At 38.1% G+C, this 18,044-nt stretch carries 13 protein-coding genes; 6 read left to right on the forward strand and 7 right to left on the reverse strand.

The features are described 5' to 3' along the window. Window positions 1-463 precede the first annotated feature (463 nt). Complete coding sequence (locus VB715_RS10495; RefSeq protein ID WP_323301156.1) at window positions 464-8,389, forward strand: Calx-beta domain-containing protein; 7,926 nt, start codon at window positions 464-466, stop codon at window positions 8,387-8,389. Between the two features lie 74 nt (window positions 8,390-8,463). On the opposite strand, the gene mreD is transcribed toward VB715_RS10495, so the two are convergent. Genes mreD through VB715_RS10510 form a run of 3 tightly spaced genes read right to left on the reverse strand, consistent with a single transcriptional unit; the run spans window position 8,464 to window position 10,836 of the window. Beyond that, on the reverse strand, window positions 8,464-8,997 hold the full coding sequence (mreD, locus tag VB715_RS10500) for a rod shape-determining protein MreD (RefSeq protein ID WP_323301157.1): 534 nt from the start codon (window positions 8,995-8,997) through the stop codon (window positions 8,464-8,466). A 56-nt stretch (window positions 8,998-9,053) separates the two neighbouring features. Beyond that, entirely contained in the window at window positions 9,054-9,803 is a 750-nt protein-coding gene (mreC, locus tag VB715_RS10505; RefSeq protein ID WP_323301158.1) for a rod shape-determining protein MreC, read from the reverse strand. Window positions 9,804-9,828: 25 nt separating this feature from the next. After that, on the reverse strand, window positions 9,829-10,836 hold the full coding sequence (locus VB715_RS10510; protein WP_323301342.1) for a rod shape-determining protein: 1,008 nt from the start codon (window positions 10,834-10,836) through the stop codon (window positions 9,829-9,831). Window positions 10,837-11,188: 352 nt separating this feature from the next. On the opposite strand from VB715_RS10510, the gene VB715_RS10515 reads away from it, so the two are divergent. Then, window positions 11,189-11,560, forward strand: coding sequence for a single-stranded DNA-binding protein (locus VB715_RS10515; RefSeq protein WP_323301159.1), 372 nt, complete (start codon window positions 11,189-11,191; stop codon window positions 11,558-11,560). A 69-nt stretch (window positions 11,561-11,629) separates the two neighbouring features. Here the strand turns inward: VB715_RS10515 and VB715_RS10520 are convergent, their stop codons facing one another. Beyond that, entirely contained in the window at window positions 11,630-11,980 is a 351-nt protein-coding gene (locus tag VB715_RS10520; protein ID WP_323301160.1) for a hypothetical protein, read from the reverse strand. A gap of 128 nt (window positions 11,981-12,108) precedes the next feature. Between VB715_RS10520 and VB715_RS10525 the strand changes: the two genes are divergently transcribed. Continuing rightward, a complete protein-coding gene (locus VB715_RS10525; protein ID WP_323301161.1) occupies window positions 12,109-12,903 on the forward strand; it encodes a sulfotransferase domain-containing protein in 795 nt (264 codons plus the stop codon). A 57-nt stretch (window positions 12,904-12,960) separates the two neighbouring features. Here the strand turns inward: VB715_RS10525 and VB715_RS10530 are convergent, their stop codons facing one another. Next, a complete protein-coding gene (locus VB715_RS10530) occupies window positions 12,961-14,139 on the reverse strand; it encodes a glycosyltransferase (protein ID WP_323301162.1) in 1,179 nt (392 codons plus the stop codon). A 76-nt stretch (window positions 14,140-14,215) separates the two neighbouring features. On the opposite strand from VB715_RS10530, the gene VB715_RS10535 reads away from it, so the two are divergent. Next, window positions 14,216-14,617 carry a hypothetical protein gene (locus tag VB715_RS10535; RefSeq protein ID WP_323301163.1) on the forward strand — a complete coding sequence of 134 codons (402 nt, stop codon included), beginning with the start codon at window positions 14,216-14,218 and terminating at the stop codon, window positions 14,615-14,617. 128 nt (window positions 14,618-14,745) lie between these two features. Here the strand turns inward: VB715_RS10535 and VB715_RS10540 are convergent, their stop codons facing one another. Then, window positions 14,746-16,473, reverse strand: coding sequence for a diflavin flavoprotein (locus VB715_RS10540; RefSeq protein WP_323301164.1), 1,728 nt, complete (start codon window positions 16,471-16,473; stop codon window positions 14,746-14,748). 177 nt (window positions 16,474-16,650) lie between these two features. Continuing rightward, window positions 16,651-17,277, reverse strand: a complete 627-nt coding sequence (locus VB715_RS10545) for a Uma2 family endonuclease (protein ID WP_323301165.1) — start codon at window positions 17,275-17,277, stop codon at window positions 16,651-16,653. Window positions 17,278-17,537: 260 nt separating this feature from the next. On the opposite strand from VB715_RS10545, the gene VB715_RS10550 reads away from it, so the two are divergent. Together VB715_RS10550 and VB715_RS10555 are read left to right on the forward strand one after the other, a co-directional pair. Beyond that, window positions 17,538-17,786: a type II toxin-antitoxin system HicA family toxin gene (locus tag VB715_RS10550; RefSeq protein ID WP_323301166.1), complete on the forward strand. Its 249-nt coding sequence runs from the start codon at window positions 17,538-17,540 to the stop codon at window positions 17,784-17,786. Between the two features lie 5 nt (window positions 17,787-17,791). Next, on the forward strand, window positions 17,792-18,004 hold the full coding sequence (locus tag VB715_RS10555; RefSeq protein WP_323301167.1) for a type II toxin-antitoxin system HicB family antitoxin: 213 nt from the start codon (window positions 17,792-17,794) through the stop codon (window positions 18,002-18,004). Window positions 18,005-18,044 lie beyond the last annotated feature (40 nt).

The following is an 18,044-nucleotide window of genomic DNA, read 5'->3' on the forward strand; positions in this document are numbered from 1 at the left end:
TTGTTGATAACAAGTGAAAACGGTTACATCGGGTAAATTTAGTAAAGTATCTAGATGAAAGTCCATTTTTAAGTCTGTAATAAAAAGTAGCTATCGCTACATTTTACCACAGAATGCTGAAAGAGCCGGTGATAGTTTAGATGGTGCAGCAGGATTTGATACTTTAATTGTTAATTTAGCTACGATTACTGATGATGTTTCTATCGATTTAAGTCAAGCAACGAATCAATTTAGCGATAGTTTTGGCACTGAAGCAAGTAATTTTGAAGACTTAGGAAGTATTAATTTAGGAAGTGGCGATGATACGGTTAATTTAGGGAATGGAGTTGGGGTTGATAATGGAGCAGTTATTGATGCAGGAGATGGTTATGATGTTGTTATAGCAGACTTTACGAATGCTGATGATGGCCATATTGGCAGTTCGTTAAGAGGAATTTATAATGATGCTAATACTATCAGAGCAGTGGCTAATGGTGGGGTTATTTTCTTAACCTATAATAATGTTGAAAATCTCAATTTAATTGGTAGTGCTTATAACGATAATCTCATCGGTTTAGCCAATAATGATACTCTTGCGGGTGGTGCAGGGAATGATACTGTTGACGGGAAAGAAGGAGATGATACCGTAACAGGAGTTAACCCCTATTCTGACACAGCAGGCCAAGGAGAAATTGACACAGCAACGGGAGGAAGTGGTAACGATACTTTCTTATTAGGTAATAACAGTCAAGCATTTTATGATGATAATGATATTGCGACCAATGGAACCAGTGACTATCTAAAAATAACTGACTTTACTATTGGGGAAGATAAGATTCAACTACATGGAGATAAGAGTAATTATCGTTTAGATGTTTCCCCCTTAAATGGTTCAGATACTGCTATTTATCTGATTAAACCTAATACTGAACCTGATGAATTAATTGCTGTTCTCGAAAACATTACCTATACTGACTTAGACATTAATTCTGATAGCTTTGTTACTGCATCAGATGTCTTTAACTTCAGCAAAGCAGACTATATTACCGATGAAGATGGGGCAACTCAAGCAGCTATTACCCTAAATCGTACTTTTGGCAACCGAGGAGAAGCAAGTGTTACTGTTAATTTAAGTGATGGTACAGCAACCGCAGGAGAAGATTACACCGACACACCAATAAATGTAACTTTTGCTGATGGAGAAAGCAGTAAAACTGTCTATATTCCTTTACAAGATGACACGGTTTATGAAGGCAATGAAACAGTTAATTTAACCTTATCAAATCCCAGTACAGGGACAACCCTTGGCAGTCAAAATAATGCCGTTTTAACCATTGTTGATAATTCCACTTTAGCCTTTAGTCAAGCTAATTATACTATTAATGAAGATGGAACGGCGATCGCACCTGTTACTATAACCCGTAGTGGGGGAACAGATGGCGCAGTTAGTGTTACTTTAAACCTAACTAATGGCACAGCTACAGCACCCAATGATTATACAAATAATAGTCCTATAACGGTTAATTTTGCATCAGGAGAACGGAAAAAAATTGTCAATATTCCTATCATTAATGACTTAAGCAGAGAGGGTGATGAAACCTTAAATCTAGTTATTTCTAATCCCACAGGTGGCGCAAATTTAGGTACTCAAACCACTGCAACCCTAACCATCGCTGACAATGATATTGGTTTAGATGCTCAATATTTTGATGGTTATTTTAATGATAATTTGAGTTTCTTTACTAATAATCAACCTGTTTTGAACCGCACTGATAAAACGGTTAATTTCTTAGATAATGCTACTTCTTGGAATTTAGGAAATACAGTTTTATCTGATTTAGAAACTTTTAGCGTTCGTTGGCAAGGTGTTATTAATATTCCCACCACAGGAAATTATACTTTTTATCTAAATAGTGATGATGCTAGTTATCTATTCTTAGATGGTGCAACTCAATCACCAACTACAACTAATGCACTGATTAATAATGGGGGTCTTCACCCGTCAGTAGAAAAAAGCGGAACAACCTATTTACAAGCAGGTTTACATCAAATTTTAATTGTATTTGGTGAAAATGCTGGTGGTAGTATTTCTCAGTTTTCTTGGTCAAGTCAAGATGCTGGAATCACTAAACAAATTGTTCCTGATAGTGTATTATTCACTGTAAATAGTACGGACTCCCCTGCATTTTTATCCTTCAGTGAAGCGAATTATAATGTTAATGAAGAAAACGGAACTATTGATGTAACTGTTACTCGTGACGGACGAACAACGGGAGAAGTTACTGCTACTATTAGCTTGACAAATGGCACAGCAACCTATCCAAATGATTATACTCAAAACAGCTTTAATATTACCTTTGCTGATGGCGATACGACCCCTAAAATTATTAGTATTCCTATCGTCAATGACACAAAATTTGAAGCAGATGAAACTATTAATTTAGGATTAACTAATATCACAGGTGGGGCAACATTAGGAACTCAAAGTAATGCAACCATTACTATTATTAGTGAAGATGCTCCTATCCCTGGTACACTCACCTTTAGTAACTCTCAATTTAGTCTTTATGAAAATGGCACATCTGTAATAGCTGTAACAGTAAATCGTACAGGGGGAAGTGATGGAGAAGTTAGCGCAATAATTAGCTTAACCGATGGTACAGCAACCAACCCAGAAGACTATATCAGTAATACTATTACCGTTGATTTTGTTGATGGTGAAACCTCAAAAATTGTCACCATTCCCATTGAAAATGATGACCTATTGGAAGCTAATGAAACTATCAATTTAACCCTAAACTCTCCCACTAACGGCGCAACTATTGGCACAGAAAACACCGCAACTTTAACCATCATTGATGATGATCAACCTGATTTAATTGTAACTAATTTAAGTGGAGAAAATGGGTTTAGCGATCGCAGTACAAATGTCACCTATACTGTTAAAAATGATAGCAATTTTGCAGCCACAGGCCCTTGGGTAGATCGTTTGTATCTCTCCCCTGATAATATCTTTGGTAACGGTAACGATATTGCCATTGGGAACGATACAGGAGGAACATTAGGGCGAGGTATTGAGTTTGCGGGAACCCTTGACCCCCAAATCGAATATACTCGCACTATTCCCGTCATTTTGCCTGAAAACCCCGGTAATTACTACCTGATCGCTGTAACAGATGCAGATGAACAACTCAACGAAGGAGACGCAGAAAACAATAACCAACTTATTACCGTAACACCCCTAACCGTTACACCTCTTTACTATGCAACCATCGAAACTGATATCATAACTAGCGTAGCAGGGCAAACCATCGAGATAAAGGGACAAACTATCAGCAATCAAAACGGACAGCCCATACCCTTTGAATTTGCGACGGTTTACCTCGAAAATGAGAATACAGGCGGAATTTTAACTATTGATATTCTCACCGATGCTAACGGTAACTATAACTATAACTTTACCCCCACAGCCAGCCAAGGAGGTAACTATAACCTCTACGCTACCCAATACCTTAACCCTGGCGAAAGAACCACCCCAGAGGACGAATTTAGCGTTTTAGGGCTAAGTTTCACCCAATCATCCGTTTTACTGAATGTCACAGAAGATGCGGCCAAAACCGGACAACTTACCCTAAGAAATTATAGCCCCCAAAGCTTAACAGGACTCACTACCAGTATTATCGGTGCGCCTAGTGACTGGGTAATTAGTACCAGCGTTGACCCCACAATCGGCAATAATAACACCAGTACCCTAAATTACAGCATTTTAGCCCCAGATGCCGATATATTGCGGGATACCTTTGAAATTGAAGTAACTACTGCCGAAGGCGTAACCAGTCGCATTCCTGTTACCGTAGATGTTAACCCCCTGCGATCGCAATTAGTGGCCAGTTTATCCCCCTTAGATGCAGGAATGCTGCGGGGAGATCAAACCATTGTCGAGTTTACCCTCACCAATACCGGATCATTAGCGTCGGGTAATATAGATGTTCTACTGCCTGATGTACCTTGGTTATCCTTAGCCACAAATACCACAATTCCCACATTAGATCCCAATGAGTCAACTACTGTCACCCTCACCTTAACCCCAGATGCAGATTTACCCCTAACCCTGTATCAAGGTAGTATTGCCTTTAACGATAATTTGCGTCCTAGTGATAGTTTACAACTGCCCTTTAATTTCCGCGCCGTATCCGATGCTATAGGGGGTGTTAACTTCAATTTTGTTGATGAATTGTATTATTTGGCAGAAGGACAGCCAAAAGTTCAAAATACGACCATTACCCTCTTAGATGGTATCACGGGAGAAATTCTCAACACCTATACAGATCCTGATGGGATGTTTTCCTTAGATAACCTAACAGAAGGTTTCTATACCCTGAGAGTGGAAGCAGATAAACACGGTATCGGGACACAAAATTTCGCTGTAGAAGCAGGAGTTACCAAAGATATTGATGTATTTTTACCCTATCAAACCGTTAAATATAACTGGGTTGTTCGTCCCACAGAAATCGCCGATGTTTACCAAATTACCTTAGAAGCGACCTTTGAAACGGAAGTACCTTTACCTGTCGTCACCGTAACCCCTGGTTCTTTCGATCTCTCCAGTTTAGATGAAGTGGGAGAAGTGCAGATCATTGATGTTACTGTTACCAATCATGGCTTAATTGGTGCAGAAGATGCTTACTTCTCCTTTGGTGAACATCCTTATTATGATATTGACCCACAAATCGACTATTTAGGGACAATTCCCGCTAAAAGTTCCCTAGTTGTTCCCATACGTCTCGAACGCTTAGCAGGAGACGGCCCAGCCCCTTGTGACATCTTTGGTGCATTATTCTGGGAATACCAAAACTTTGACCACAGTTTAGACGACTTCATCAACGTTGAACAAAGTACCCCCATTCCTATCTATCATGTTGACGGAGATTGTCCCTTACCTCAAATCACCTATGGTGGTGGTGGTGTTACTGGTGGTGGTGGTTTCGTCCCTGGTGTGATTACCATACCCTTTATTCCCGGTTCACCTACCCCTTATGTTACCGCACGGGTTGGTATTGAAATCAGCCAAGATGCGATCATGACTCGTTCCGCTTTTGAGGGAGTTTTGACCTTAGAAAACCTCAATGATGATATTTCCTTAGATAATATCCTGATTAATCTGGAAATCACCGATTCTGAGGGTAATCAGGTTAATGATCGCTTTGCTATTACGTCCCCAACCTTGATGGGTTTGACTGAGATCAACGGTACTGGTACTCTGGCAGCAGATAGCATCGGAACAGCTAACTTTACTATCATTCCCACCGCTAACGCCGCACCTACTACCGAAACTGAATATAATATCGGGGGAAGCTTCAGTTATGTGGAAAATGGTCAAACTATCACCGTTGATCTCTATCCTACGGAAGTTACGGTATTACCCCAAGCTGAACTATATTTAGATTACTTCCTAGAACGGAATGTTTACTCAGATGATCCCTTTACTGATCCTATAGAAACATCAGTACCATTTGCTTTAGGGTTAATTGTTCAAAACCAAGGTTACGGAACGGCCCAAGATTTAGAAATTATCTCCGCAGAACCGAAAATCGTCGAAAGTGAACAAGGTTTACTGATTGACTTCGATTTAATTGGTACTTCCGTCGGTTCTCAACCTATTACGCCCTCTCTCAAAGTTAATCTAGGAGATATTGCCCCAGGAGAAATTCAAACCGCTAACTGGTATCTGAAATCTACCCTACAAGGGCGTTTTGTGGAATATGATGCCAGTTTTGAGCATATTAACGGCTTAGGTATTCCTGAACTTTCCCAAATTGCAGAAGTCAATATTCACGAATTAACCCACATTGTACGGGCAACAGTTCCCAATGATGACAGTTTACCTGATTATCTCGTTAATGATGACCCTGACGTTGATATTATTCCTGATACTATCTATTTTAGTGACGGGGGGACTGCTGCGGTTAACGCTGTTTATGAGGGGACAACTGATGGCCCTTTAACAACAAGCGATCGCAATGTAGTAATTACGGTTAACTTAACTGACGGTTGGAACTATATTCAACTTGATGATCCGAGTAACGGAGAATCGAGAATTGAAAGGGTTTTACGTTCCGATGGTACAGAAGTTTTATTAGAAAATGTTTGGTTAACCGATCGCACTTTCCCCCAAGCAGGCCGCCCAATTTACGAAAATAAGCTTCATTTATTCGATTATACGGCGACTTCTGGAGATAATACTTATACTTTAGTTTATGATGCCCCTCCTGATAATCCTCCTATGGTTGCTAATCCTCTTAATAACATTAGTGTGGATGAAGATGCAACTAATAGCATCATTGACTTAACTAATGTGTTTAGTGATGTTGATGGGGATGTCATTATTAAGAGTGTATCTGCTAATAGTAATACAGGGTTAGTGACAGCTACGGTTAACAATAATCAATTAACCCTTGATTATCTAGATGATAAATCAGGAACGGCTAATATTACAGTAAGAGGGACATCTAATGGTCAATTTGTTGATAATATCTTCACCGTTACTGTAAACCCTGTAGATGATTTACCTGTAGTTCAAAATCCGATTGCACCTGTTACTGTTAATGAAGATGCAGCTAATACAATCATTGACTTAACAAATGTGTTTAGTGATGTTGATGGGGATGTCATTAATAAGAGTATTTTAATTAACAGCAATCCAGAGTTAGTAATAGCAACTATTAATAATAATCAGCTAACTCTTGATTATCAAGTTAATCAATCAGGAACAGCAGAAATAACCATTCGAGGAACAGCTAACGATCAATTTATTGATAATACTTTTACGGTTAATGTTCAAGGTTTGATGCTTACTGTTAATGGAACAGAAATTAGTAATACCCTAGAAACCTATGGTAATGCTTCTGTTTTGAATGGGAAATCTGTTCCTCAAGATACCCCCCAAGCTGCTGTTACATATCTGGACAATAATAATCAAGTAAAACTTGAGAATAATGCTTGGAAATACTTTGATTTAACTAATTACAATATTACCGCTAATACAGCTTTAACCTTTCAATTCCGTAGTGATAGTGAAGGAGAAATACAAGGATTAGGCTTTGATAATAACGACAATCTTTTTGACAATACTAATACTATTTTTCAACTTTTCGGTACACAAAGCTTCGGAAATCAAGCCTTTAATAATTACAATACTGTTGATGGTTGGAAAACTTATACAATTAACGTGGGAGACTTCTTTACGGGTAATTATAACCGTTTAATTTTCATGAATGATAATGATACTCCTAATAATTTAGGTAGTTCTAGTCAGTTCCGTAATATTATCTTAGAAGAAAATACCCCCCCACCTGTTAGTAATCAACTGACTCTCAATCTTCAGGGAACTAATACTAGCAAAACCCTAGAAACCTATGGCAATGCTTCCATTAATAATGGGAACTCTTTACCTCAAGATACTACCCAATCTGTTGTCACTTATCCTGATAATGGTAATGAAGTAAAACTTGAGAATAATGCTTGGAAATACTTTGATTTAACTAATTATAACATTACTGCAAATACAGCTTTAACCTTTCAATTCCGTAGTGATAGTGAAGGAGAAATACAAGGATTAGGCTTTGATAATAACGACAATCTTTTTGACAATACTAATACTATTTTTCAACTTTTCGGTACACAAAGCTTCGGAAATCAAGCCTTTAATAATTACAATACTGTTGATGGTTGGAAAACTTATACAATTAACGTGGGAGACTTCTTTACGGGTAATTATAACCGTTTAATTTTCATGAATGATAATGATACTCCTAATAATTTAGGTAGTTCTAGTCAGTTCCGTAATATTATCTTAGAAGAAAATACCCCCCCACCTGTTAGTAATCAACTGACTCTCAATCTTCAGGGAACTAATACTAGCAAAACCCTAGAAACCTATGGCAATGCTTCCATTAATAATGGGAACCCTGCACCTCAAGATACTACCCAATCTGTTGTCACTTATCCTGATAATGGTAATGAAGTAAAACTTGAGAATAATGCTTGGAAATTCTTTAATTTAACTAATTACAAGATTACTCAAAATACCCGCCTAAGTTTTCAATTCCGCAGTGAAGAAGAAGGAGAAATACAAGGGGTTGGTTTAGAGAATGATGATAATTTGTTTAATAATACTAACACCATATTTCAACTTTACGGAACTCAAACTTTTGGTAATCAAGCTTTTAATGATTATCAAGGTTTAAATGATGCTGAAGCTGTTAATGGTTGGAAAGATTACAGTATTAGTCTTGGTCAATATTTTACAGGTGATTATGACCGTCTTGTTTTCTTTAATGATAATGACACCCCTAATAATTTAGGCAGTTCTGCTCAATTCCGTAATCTTGTTTTGTCTGAGGCACTTTAAATGAAGAACTCAGTCGAACGCTGAGGCTCACGCGGAAACCTCATGAGTCCGAGAAACCCTATAATTGCAGTTACCTACTTTTGACTACTCGCTTTATAAGGAGCTTTCTCCCACCAAGAATTAAGGGGATAATAGACCACTGGGGCCCATAAACTGCTTAAAATCGCTGACGATAACACTAATTGTTGATAGTCCCGCCAAATATCAATAAAAGGGCGCATAAATCTTATAAGATATTGGAGAGAAGTAAGAGTTTCAGCCACAATTACCATACCAAATACAATTAAAGCAACGGAGATAAAATCTTCTTGAATATATTTTTGTTTTTGAAGACGAGCGGTTAAAACGCCTACCATAACTAAACTCAACATATGGGTAGGATAAGCCCCCGTGAGTCCGTCTTGAATTAATCCCATGACTAACCCGGCGATCATTCCCTGAAATACGCTGCGTTTCATACTCCACACCACCACCCAAATTAACACCCAATTAGTGCCAATACCGAGCAATTCCATTCCAGGAAGACGGGTAAGAGATAGTAGCAGACACAGGGTAGCCGAACTTCCAATAATAATATTATTCAGTAAAGAATACCGTTGCCAGTTCATGGGTTAATAGTTAATAGTTAATAGTTGATGGTTCATAGCTAATGATTTTTTACTTATTACTTACTTTTAAACGGATGAATAACCGCCCATTCTAAATCATTAATGGGGGAAGTTAATAAAATTTTGGCTTCAGGGGCCGGGCCTTTCTCCAAGTCAACAGACTGCACCCGTCCAATAGGTAAACCATCAGGAAACAGACGACTAACCGGAGAAGTCGTAATCGTATCCCCAGGACTAACTTTAGGCACTTTTTCAAAAAAGCGCATCACCGCAATGCGGGAACCATCCCCTTTAATCACCCCCATAGTACCAGTACGACTCACCCGCGCCCCCACATGACTCGTCGGGTCACTTACCAGCAAAACGCGACTGGTATGGGGCGTAACATCCACAACCCGACCGATTAATCCGCCAATTCCCGTTACCACATAACCCACTTCGATACCGTCTTGACTGCCGCGGCCCAGAATTACCTGTTTCCACCAATCATCCGCGCTGCGGCCAATGATAGGGGCCGCAATCACGTTTTGTTTTTGAGCTTCAAAATAACCAAGGAGTTTTTGTAATTGTTGGTTTTGTCGCTCTAACTCTACTAAACGTTGTTCTAATTCCAGGGTTCGTGCGTTGGTTAGTCGCTCTTGTACGACTTCAGGAGACTCGGACTGTAAAGGACGAGTCACCCAATAATACATTTCCAGGATAGCGGCCCCTTGGGTTTGGCGGAGAAACCAACCCATTCCTAAAGCGACCCCTGCCCATATTAGTTTAGAGCCATACCGAGCATACCAACGACGCACTATCAGCATTTTGTGCCTTTCTCTTGAGTCCTGTTTACATCATGCGAGAGCTTTCGCTGAGAACCCGATCTAAAACCGTGGGGTTTTTCAGCACTTCTCCAGTCCCTTTGACGACGCAACGCAAGGGATCTTCAGCGATATGGGTGACAATTCCGGTTTCATGACTGAGTAAGGTATCGAGTCCCCGTAATAAGGCCCCACCACCCGCTAACATGATGCCGCGATCAATGATATCCGCCGCTAATTCGGGAGGGGTACGCTCTAACGTCCGTTTAATGGCATCGACAATGACAGCTAAGGGTTCAGCCATACTTTCGCGGATTTCTTCCCCTTTAATGGTGACGGTACGGGGCAACCCTGACATCAGATGTAAACCGCGCACTTCCATGGTCGGTTCTTCTTCATGACGCATAGGATAAGCAGAGGCTAGACGAATTTTGATTTCTTCAGCAGTTCGTTCCCCAATGACCATGTTGTGGACTTTTTTCAGGTAGTGGATGATGGACTCGGTTAATTCATCCCCTGCAACCCTGACAGACTCACTTAATACCCGTCCTTGTAAGCTTAAAACTGCTACTTCTGTGGTTCCCCCACCGATGTCAACAATCATGTTTCCGGTGGCTTCTGTTACTGGTAAACCGGCCCCTAAAGCAGCGGCGATGGGTTCTTCGATTAAACCCACATCTCTGGCCCCTGCTTCTCTGGCCGCATCAATGACGGCCCGTCTTTCCACTTCTGTAATACCGCTAGGAATGCCAATCACCATTCGAGGGTTGCCCAGGGGACTACCTTCATGGGCCCGACGAATAAACTCTTTGAGCATGATCATGGCACTCAAAAAGTCCGCAATTACCCCATCCCGCAATGGACGCAAGGCCACTACATTACCAGGGGTACGTCCTAACATTTTTTTGGCTTCTTCCCCCACGGCCAGGGGAATTTTGCGATCTTTATCAATGGCGACGACAGACGGTTCTTCGAGGACAATACCTTTGCCAGAAACATAGACAAGGGTGTTAGCAGTGCCTAAATCTATGCCCATGTCCCGCGATAAGGAAAAACGACTAAAAATACCCACGTTTGCTTACGCCCCTTAATATAAAAGACTACTATGGCTCAATGACCCACAAGGGGTCGAACGGATTTTATTACGTTTCTTTTAGTAAGTCTAGCTGTATTAATCAATTTATACTAGAAATTTGCCAATGGTAAGTAGAAGTTATCAGTGATGTCACGTTTGACAAGGGTTCGGGGGGATTTGTTCCCGTTGTGGAGAGGTGGGAAAAGGAATCTTGCAAAATTAACAAAGATAAATTTCCTGTCTGGTCATTGATCACTGACAACTGCTAACTGATAAAATACGTTAGTACCAAATAAATTTGAGCATAAATTTTATGGGCGTAAATGTTGTTAATTTAGTCGGTCGTGCGGGTAGAGATCCAGAAGTCAGATATTTTGAATCGGGAACGGTTTTGTGTACTTTGACTTTGGCCGTTAATCGTCGTTCTAGTAAAAGTGATGAACCGGATTGGTTTAATTTGAAAATCTGGGGGAAAACCGCAGAAATTGCCGCTAATTATGTTAAAAAAGGTAGCTTAATTGGTATTCAAGGTTCATTAGAAATTGAAACTTGGACAGATCGGAATACAGGGACAAATCGTTCGAGTCCTGTAATTCGGGTTGATCGTTTGGATCTATTAGGCTCAAAACGGGATACTGATGCGAATTTAGTGGGCAGTTATCAAGGAGGAGATGATGAATTTTAAAACACTTAATTCTTAATCATTATTGGTGGGTTATATCCCATAACCCACTCAATACTTCTCTCTGTTGAATTATTTTCTAAATTTCTGATAATCAAAAACAAAATCATAAAAAACAACCCCAATTAAAATTAATCCTGGGACTGTTAATCGACTAATAATTAAGGCGACACCAATACTGATAATAATTCCCCATAGAGATGTTTGACGAATGATTTGAAAGTTTTCTATTGTTCGTTGATGTTGATTGAATTTGATTAACTCATTTTGTTGTATAATTTCTCGATAAATTTGCAGGCAAGTTTCAATTTCTTCTGGAGAAGCAGAAATTAATCGCTTTTGTAACTCCTCAATCAATTGATAATTTTCTGATGGTTTATCGAAAGATTTTTGAGATGGCTTTTCTGGTTTGATATCTATCATTTTCAGTTTACCTAAGTTATTTATATCCAATTTTTTAGGTGTTATCATCAATATTCCTTGACAAATTAGTCAATTCCTGATAGATTTTCCAGACAGTCAACTGTTTAGATATAGGATTCAACAAATTAATGCTTATTATCTGTTGTGGCATGATGCGATCAGGATCAACTCTACAGTATCAACTTACTTTAGCAATTCTAGAGAAAACTAACAAAGGAACCGGATTAGGAGAAATTCGTGATGGTGACTGTCAGCAACTTCTGCAAACACAATCAGATGATCAAATGCAGGTGTTGAAAGTTCATCAATTTCGTCATCTCAAGGGAGTAGAAACTGCGATCACACAAGGACAAGCAAAAGGAATTTATACTTATCGTGATATTCGAGATGTTACTGCTTCTTTGATGAAAATGCGAAAAGCGACCTTTGAAAAACTGATGTTTCATACAAGAGAAATTGAAGAATGTATTCGTGATTTTTATCATTGGACTAATCTCGATCATTTGTTGATTTCTCGCTACGAAATCATGGTTAATGATTTAACTCAAGAAGCTTTAAGAATCGCAGACCATCTTAATATTAATCTTTCCCAACAAGAGGCGCAAGTGATTGCCGATGAATACAGTATTGAACGCCAAAAAAGTAGAATTAGTAGCTGGAAAAATAATCAAGTCAATGATTCTAAGTTTTATGATCCGAAGAGTTTACTTCATGCTAATCATATTGATTCTGGTAAACTTAATAAATGGGTTAATACCCTGACACCTCTACAAGTCGCATATTTAGAAACTACAGCTAAAGATTGGCTGATTTCTCAAAATTATCCTCTAAGTCAACCTCTATTTATGGACTGGTTAAGTCAGGTTGTGTATGCTAAATATGGAATTGCTAAAAAGATCAATCGTATCAAAGCTATAAAGTAAGGATAATGATTTACCCATGCAACTTGGTTATACTAAGAATAGTCATTTGTGAGATAATTAATTAGTCATTTCAGGAACATATTCTAATATTTTTTTGGCTCGTTTTTCCCAAGAAAATTCTTTCCCATACTCGATATTTTCCTGATAACCTCTTATTTTTCTAGGATACATTTCTAATGCTTTTTCAATTGACTCGGCAAAAAGAATCGGGTTATCGGGTTCGCACCAAACCCCAACAGGAACAGTATTTTTAAAGTACATTAAGGGAGGAATTTCTGTAGAAACAAGGGGGGTTCCTGATGCTAAATATTGGAAAAATTTGACAGGATTAGTGAAATTTGCTGACTTTCCTGAGAGGTGAGGATGTGCTAAAATATCCGCAGCTTGGAATAAACTAACAAGACGCGATCGCGGTACAATCCAACCTAAAAAATTGATATTATTAACTTGTTCATCTTGGGATAATTGTCGATAATGCTTAACTTGTTCTTCTGTTCCTCCTGTAACACAAAATTGAATATTTGGTAATTCTTTAGCAACATCAATTAATAAATCAACTCCCTTGAAAGGATATAATGCACCGGAATAAATCACTAAATGTTTACGATTATCTTTCAATAGTTCATTGCGCCATTTTTGAGCATCTTCTGGGTATCTTTGTAGAAAGGATTGGTTAAACCCATTATGTAACCAAATGGCTTTATCTGGTGGCATTCCTGCTTCAATTATGCTTTGTCTGGTTAATTCTGATTGAGTAATAATTACTCTAAAATAAGGGTTATTAACAATGTCTTGCTCAAAGGGTGTTTCTGCAAAGTAATGACGTTCAAAAATAGTAGGAATTTGATTTTTAACAGCAGCTTTAGCAAAATTCCAATCTCTTGTATGAACTGCCTGAATATTATTTTTTAGATGAATCGGCAAATAATATTTACAGACTAAGGTACTAAGATTTAGACGATTAATTCCTTTATCAATTATTTGAGGAATAGATAAGGGTAAAACCTTTAATTTATCTTGAACATCATAAAATTCTACCAAGCTTTGAGCAGGTTTTTGGGGTTTAAAGGGAGATAGTAAAGGGAATAAATTAAATCCTGATGTTTGTTTCTCTGGATAAGCTAAAATGGAAGGATAGCCAAGATTAGCGACAGAATTGGCACACATTACATCAAGATGTTCATGTGCAGAGTCAGGTTTTTGTGAAAGTTGACTATAAACTAAATAATGTTTCATTGGGAATTCATTTGAACATTGGCTTAATGATAATTTGTATTATAGGGCATTTTAGTCAATTATCGAGAAGAAAACAATGAAGTTATTCTTCGCTTATCAACCAAATGATCAATGGAAGATAGAAGGTGCATTGAAACGATTTAGAGATAACTATTTATCACGGGATTGGAAATCATTCTGTAAGCAAGACGGAAAAATTATTAAAATTTATCGTGATCTTCGTCATCGTAATGCTCATCCAGATTGGTTATTTACTCAAGGAGGATATCTTTCAAAAGAACAAATGGAAAAATCTCTAGATGATATGATTTTTTTAAGTCGTTTTTATGGTTATATGATTCTAGCGATAGCAGGTGTTAAAGAGTTAAAACCAGAATTTCCATCACCACACAAGGAATCGCCACCTTTATGTACTTTATACCCAAAGCCGTCTAAAAGTTATATCAATCTACAAGATAAAGAAATTGCTCCAAAATAAACTAAAATACTAAAAGAAAATATTGCTAGTTTTGCCGATGATTGGAATAGTGAAAAAATGAATATAAATGAAAATTATAATAACAGATAATTAAATAAAAAAAGGTGGGCAATGCCCACCCTACAAGTTTAATAGTAATTTCCTACTTTTCGGTGATGAATTGCGGTTAAACCATCAGGGTTTGAGACTCGTCCATTGGTAACTTTACTATACACAACCCAATGATCATTACACTCCATTCGACTCACCACTTCACACTCTAAATAAGCTAAAGCATCCACTAAAATTGGTGATCCATTATTAGCAGTTTGGATATTTATCCCTTCAAAACGATCTGCACCAGGGGGAAACCGTTTGAGAAAATGCTTCATTAAGGGTTGATATTTCCCTTCTTCCAGTATGTTTAAAAGGAAGCTATCTCCCACCTGCATTAAAGATTCTATCGCACGATCTTTGGCCACGGAAACCGTAAACCCAGGAGGATCAAAACTTGCTTGTGTCACCCAAGAAGCTAACATTGCCCCATTGATTTCTCCTTTGGTTGCTGTTAGAATATATAAGCCGCCACTAATGCGACCGATCGCCTTATCTAAGTCCGTATCTAAAGATTTGCGTTGTTTAACTTTGCGATCTTGGGTTAAGGTTTGCCCTAAGTCCGTCCCTGCTTCTTCACAGAGTTGATAAATACCTTCTGTCGGGATATCCTTAACACGAATGGACTTAAACCCTTGACCTAAACCTGCTTCTCGAAACTTGGTTAATAAGGGGTCAATTGGTTCGTCATTTCCCCCATAAGACTCAAATAAACCCACATATTGCTTATCTTTCACCGCAGCAATAATGGTTCCTATATTACTGGTGGTTTCCTTGTTGTGACTGCCTTCTAAGGGAGGCATTCCGATCACAATTCCCGCAGAACGGCTAACAATTTCATTCACATCTTGGGGATCAGCAGATTTAAGATCCACCATTTCCACCGCAACCCCTGCTTTATTTATACCTTTAGCAATGGCTTGGGAAAGGCGATCGCTGTATCCGTAGTCAGAAACATAAAACACCGCCACACTTTTCTCGGCTTTGCTTTGTTCCTCACTCCAAGTGCGATAGCGTTCTACTAACTCATGAACATTATAGCGCAATAGAGGGCCATGTCCATTGGCAACGGTGGTAATTTCTCCTAACTTATCCATGCGTTTCATTGCAGAGAGAACAGACCGAGCATTAGGCCCCATTAAACATTCATAATAGAAGTGATAGTCTGGGGCGATCGCGTCTAAATGTTCATCATAGAGACTATCGGAACAATAGTGCATTCCAAAGACATCACAAGTAAAGAGGGTTTCTGTCCCTTTATCATAGGTTAAAATGGTGTCAGGCCAATGTAAATTAGGCGCACTAACAAATTCTAAAACATGACCTTTCCCTAAGTCTAAAGACTCCCCACTTTTCACTAAAATGCGTTCAAAAGGTTGGTGTACAAAATCTTCTAAAAATTGGATAGCAACCTTAGACCCGACAATGGTAATTTGGGGCGCAAGTGCTAAAATATCCTTGACTAAACCACTGTGATCTGGTTCTGTGTGACTGATGACCAGATAATCAATGGTTTTCGGGTCGATTAATCCCGTTAATGTCTCTAAGTATAGCTGACGGAATTTAGCGTGAGAAGTGTCTACTAAAGCAATTTTATCCCCACGAATAATATAAGAGTTGTAAGTGGTTCCGTTTTGGAGTCCAAACTCGATATCAAAACGATCTCTATCCCAGTCGAGAGAGCGAATTGTGGTAGTATCTTGAGCAATATCCGCAGTTTGTATGGTTAGGCGTTTTTCTGTTTTGATCGGGGTTGCAACCATATTCCTCTCCGTTATTATATTTCCATTTTTGTTTATATTGTGACACGATTCTGGGTTAAGGGATGTTTAAAATGCTTATGAAACTGTTCAAAAAGTGTCATCAATTCCCAGACATTGAGAAATCAATTAATTTTTAGGTCAAAGAATCTCGACAAAATAATATCGCTTACTCAATAATTAAAGACGGCTTTCTGCTTGAAAAATTTGCTTTGCTGTCAACAATAATTCTGGAAAAATCAAAGAACTAATATTTTCTTCTCTTTTAAACAAACTGACTTGATATTCTCCATTAATTAACTGATAAATTGAAATAGTAGGTTCTTTGGGGCTGCCAATATATCTGGCTGAACCTTTAGCTAAATAATCAATAATCCAATATTCTTTAATCCCTAATTCTTCATAATCATCAAACTTTTTTAGGTAATCATCGCGCCAATTAGAACTAACAATTTCAATCACTAATTTAGCTGATATTCCCAGAGAAATTGAAGAAGCTTTTTCCCAATAAGTATCATTGACTAACTTTTCCCGATCCAAGACAATAATATCAGGAACATAGCCAGTATTAGGCCGATTAGGTTTAATAGCAGCAGTATTAGGAATGAAATAGGGTAACTGTAGCCTTCTGATTTCTAAGCCTAACTCAAAAGAGATAAAGCCGCCAATTTCTTCATGTTTTCCAATAGGGCGCATCATTTCGACTAATTTTCCTTCAATTAATTGATATTGTTTGCCATCATCGGGATAGTCGTTGATATAATCATCAAAACTGAGAAGTTTGGGGATACTTTGGGTAGTTGTCATAGAAGATAAATTAAACTAACATTATCTACATTGTACAGGACTTACGCAGCGATGCTAACCGTAGGGGCAATTCATGAATTGCCCCTACAATAAGACACTATTTATATAATATTATTTTACTTAATCTGTTGTCCTAAGCCACTAAAAAATTGCCATAACCATCGGATAATTCAATAGTTTCTTCTATCGTGCCGTTAAAATTTCAGGTATAACTCTCTTTTCATGGTAAAATGGTTTAATAATTTGGGTAATCAGTTGTTTTGGGTAAATATGAAAAGTTATTACAAAAAATTGTGCAAGGGACTGCTAATACTAACATACCCTTCGATGAATTGTGCCAGTTGTTAAAGCGTTTGGGGTTTGAGGAAAGAATTCGCGGAGGACACCACATCTTTAGACGAGAAGGCATTGAAGAAAAACCGAATTTACAAAAAGATACTAACAAAGCTAAAGCCTATCAGGTTCGTCAAATTAGAGAAATTATTGTTAAATATCACTTAGGAGAGTAATTTTTATGTATAAATATCAATTATTCATGTATTGGAGTGAAGAAGATCAGATATTTATTGTTGAAGTGCCTGAATTACCCGGTTGTGTTGCTCATGGAAATACTCAAATATCTGCTTTAGAAAATATTCAGGCAGCAATTCAATTATGGATTGAAACCGCACAAGAATTTGGTGATCCCATTCCCCAACCTCATTATCAAAGATTAATTATGGCATGATTTTAGTTTGATTTTTCTCTAAATTCCCTAGATGAATGGC

The sequence above is a fragment of the Crocosphaera sp. UHCC 0190 genome (genome assembly GCF_034932065.1).
Lineage (GTDB): Bacteria > Cyanobacteriota > Cyanobacteriia > Cyanobacteriales > Microcystaceae > UHCC-0190.